Source organism: Pseudomonas sp. NPDC098740 (genome assembly GCF_044760065.1).
Lineage (GTDB): Bacteria > Pseudomonadota > Gammaproteobacteria > Pseudomonadales > Pseudomonadaceae > Aquipseudomonas > Aquipseudomonas rossensis.
This window is the reverse complement of the sequence record NZ_JBIWAM010000002.1, coordinates 385,970-389,312: the sequence shown is the minus strand read 5'-3', so window position 1 is coordinate 389,312 and position 3,343 is coordinate 385,970. Positions and strand designations below refer to the sequence as shown.

2 protein-coding genes and 2 pseudogenes are annotated in these 3,343 nt (G+C 55.2%); 2 read left to right on the top strand and 2 right to left on the bottom strand.

Annotated features, from left to right (window positions below; all coding sequences use genetic code 11):
• Positions 1 to 62: 62 nt before the first annotated feature.
• Together infC and thrS are read right to left on the bottom strand one after the other, a co-directional pair.
• Positions 63 to 416 (bottom strand): annotated as a pseudogene (gene infC, locus ACIQU2_RS04425) (translation initiation factor IF-3); the annotation flags it as partial.
• Complete coding sequence (thrS, locus tag ACIQU2_RS04420; RefSeq protein WP_008145656.1) at positions 416 to 2,338, bottom strand: threonine--tRNA ligase; 1,923 nt, start codon at positions 2,336 to 2,338, stop codon at positions 416 to 418. The pseudogene infC and the gene thrS, both read right to left, overlap by 1 nt.
• Positions 2,339 to 2,712: 374 nt before the next feature.
• Between thrS and ACIQU2_RS04415 the strand changes: the two genes are divergently transcribed.
• Together ACIQU2_RS04415 and ACIQU2_RS04410 are read left to right on the top strand one after the other, a co-directional pair.
• Positions 2,713 to 3,015, top strand: coding sequence for a hypothetical protein (locus ACIQU2_RS04415; RefSeq protein ID WP_347802706.1), 303 nt, complete (start codon positions 2,713 to 2,715; stop codon positions 3,013 to 3,015).
• Between the two features lie 262 nt (positions 3,016 to 3,277).
• Positions 3,278 to 3,343: pseudogene (locus ACIQU2_RS04410) on the top strand (cold-shock protein); the annotation flags it as partial.

Below are 3,343 nucleotides of genomic sequence, written 5' to 3'. Positions count from 1 at the left end.
ATCTCACGGCCTCGGAATCCCACGGATACCTTGGCCCTGTCCCCATCAGTCAGGAAACGTCACAGGGTGCGCAGTTTTACCTGGTAATCCCCTTCCTCCGTCCCTGGACGAAACTTGATTTCTTTAACCTGAATCTGCTTCTGGTTTTTCTTGGCCGCGGCAACCTGCTTCTTCTTTTCGAAGATCGATTTGCCGTAGTCCATCAGTTTGCAAACAGGGGGTACTGCATCGGCGGAAATTTCCACCAGATCCAGTTTGGCCTCTTCAGCCTTAAGAAGCGCGTCTTCAATTGACACAATCCCAAGCTGTTCACCTTCAGCCCCAATTAACCGAACCTCGCGTGCCGAGATATTCTCGTTGATCGGGGCCTTCGGTGCAGCTCGTTTATCTTGTCTCATTTCACGCTTAATAGTAATTACTCCGAATCTGGGCGACCACGCCGGGAAACCGCTTGAGCGAGGAACTCGGCGAACTGGGCGACGGGCATCGAGCCCAGGTCAGCACCTTCACGAGTACGCACAGCGACAGTCTGCATCTCGACTTCCCGATCTCCGATAACCAAGAGATAAGGAACCTTGAGCAAAGTATGCTCGCGGATTTTAAAGCCGATCTTTTCATTTCTCAAGTCAGACTTGGCACGAAATCCGCTTTCGTTGAGAGTTTTTTCAACCTCAGCGGCGAAATCAGCCTGTTTATCAGTGATATTCATGATCACTGCCTGGGTCGGAGCCAGCCACGCGGGGAATGCACCCTCGTAGTGCTCGATCAGGATTCCGACGAAACGTTCGAAGGAGCCAAGGATCGCCCGGTGCAACATCACCGGGTGCTTGCGACTGTTGTCTTCAGAGACGTATTCGGCTCCCAGACGGACAGGCAGGTTAAAATCGAGCTGAAGGGTACCACACTGCCAGACGCGGCCAAGGCAATCTTTCAGCGAGAACTCGATCTTCGGACCGTAGAACGCACCCTCGCCCGGCTGCAGATCGTACGGCAGGCCAGCACTATCAAGGGCTGCAGCCAGGGCCGCTTCGGCGCGATCCCACAGCTCGTCGGAACCGACGCGTTTTTCCGGACGAGTGGACAGCTTCATCTCGACGTCTTTGAAGCCGAAGTCGGCATAGACGTCCATGGTCAGCTTGATGAACGCAGCGGATTCGGCCTGCATCTGCTCTTCAGTGCAGAAGATGTGGGCGTCGTCCTGAGTGAACGCACGCACACGCATGATGCCGTGCAGAGCACCCGATGGCTCATTACGATGGCAAGCACCGAATTCGGCCAAACGCATTGGCAACTCACGGTAGCTTTTCAAACCCTGATTGAACACTTGCACGTGGCAAGGGCAGTTCATCGGCTTGATGGCGTAGTCGCGGTTTTCCGACTGCGTGGTGAACATGTTGTCGGCGTAGTTGGCCCAGTGCCCGGACTTCTCCCACAGGCTGCGGTCAACGACCTGCGGAGTTTTGATCTCCAGGTAGCCGTTGTCGCGCTGAACCTTGCGCATGTACTGCTCGAGCACCTGGTACAGAGTCCAGCCGTTCGGGTGCCAGAACACCATGCCCGGCGACTCTTCCTGGGTGTGGAACAGCCCCAGACGCTTGCCGATCTTGCGGTGATCGCGCTTCTCGGCTTCTTCGATGCGCTGGATGTAAGCCGCCAGCTGCTTTTTGTCTGCCCACGCAGTGCCGTAAACGCGCTGCAATTGCTCGTTCTTGGCATCGCCACGCCAGTATGCGCCGGACAACTTGGTCAGCTTGAAGGATTTCAGGAAGCGCGTGTTCGGCACGTGCGGACCGCGGCACATGTCGACGTATTCTTCGTGATAGTACAGGCCCATGGCCTGCTCGTTCGGCATGTCTTCGACCAGGCGCAGTTTGTAGTCTTCGCCGCGGGCCTTGAACACTTCGATCACTTCGGCGCGCGGAGTGACTTTCTTGATCACGTCGTAATCTTTTTCGATCAGCTGCTGCATGCGCTGTTCGATGGCGGCCAGGTCGTCCGGAGTGAAAGGACGTTCGAAGGCGATGTCGTAATAGAAGCCTTCGTCGATGACCGGACCGATGACCATCTTGGCCGTCGGGTACAGTTGCTTGACCGCATGGCCAACCAGGTGGGCGCAAGAGTGGCGAATGATCTCCAGCCCCTCTTCATCCTTTGGCGTAATGATTTGCAGCGTAGCGTCGCTGCCGATGATGTCGCTGGCGTCGACCAGCTTGCCATCGACCTTGCCGGCCACGGTGGCTTTGGCCAGACCTGCACCAATGGATGCGGCGACCTCGGCTACGGATACCGGGTGATCGAATGAACGTTGACTGCCGTCGGGAAGAGTAATAGTTGGCATGGCGCCTCCTCTCCTAGTGGTGACCCCTACCAAAGGTCACGTGGGTTGGGATGAGCCAGTACAAGATCCGATCCAGGCCATTCAATGACGAACGCCTGCCTTACAGCGGCAGGAGCCTTGCGGCCAACCGGAAAACCGAACCAGAGTGACTGGGATTCAAATCAGGGTTATTCGCACATTTACCGCTACCGGGACTGAAGGTCATCCGGAGCCTGCAAACGCCCGAGCCAGGCATGCTAGCACAGATGAACGGTCGTCGATGCACCGAGGCTTTGTCTTGGGGCAAATCGGGCAATTTTATGCCAGAGTGCTGAACTAGAACCCTGCTTTACCCCTCAGATAACAAGACATTGACCCACAAGGAGCATCCCAGCATGCATCTGAAACGTTTATTCGCAGTAGTCGCCCCCATCGTTTTGCTGCTGCCACTGGCCGCCCATGCCGATTGGCCGAAGGGCGAACGCGAGAAATATATGGCTCAGTGCACAGAAGCGGCCACTCCGCAGATCGGTGCTGCAGCAGCGAAGGCTCACTGCGCTTGCGGCGCCGATGCCATCAAATCGTACCCTGCCAAAGACATCCAGTCCCTGATGGACAACACCGCCAGTGATGCTCTGAAACAAAAAGCACTGACCCAAATCTCGTCGTGCAAAGCCGATAACAAAGCGAAAAAATAAGCCCGACAGAGCGCTTTTTTCGCCTGCAACGACAGTAAAAAGCCTCTGAAAACCGCTTTTTCGTACAATTTATGCAGGTTTTACAGGTTTTTTTATTGTCTTTACTTTTGGCTGAAAGCCTTTTAAAACGGGGCTTGCAGCCAAACAAAGCAGCAAACAGAACGCGACTGCAGGGCAAACAGCACGTCCGGGGGGCTCCCAAAGCGAACATTTCGACTATGATACCCCGGTGTGCCCAGTTGGCCTGAGCAGCACAGCACTACTGAAAATATATGTTTCTTGGAGATACACCATGTCTAATCGCCAAACCGGCACCGTTAAATGGTTC

Bases quoted from the DNA above. Each gene is read 5' to 3' on its own strand.
- thrS (WP_008145656.1), bottom strand. From the start codon at position 2,338: ATGCCAACTATTACTCTTCCCGACGGCAGTCAACGTTCATTCGATCAC.
- ACIQU2_RS04415 (WP_347802706.1), top strand. From the start codon at position 2,713: ATGCATCTGAAACGTTTATTCGCAGTAGTCGCCCCCATCGTTTTGCTG.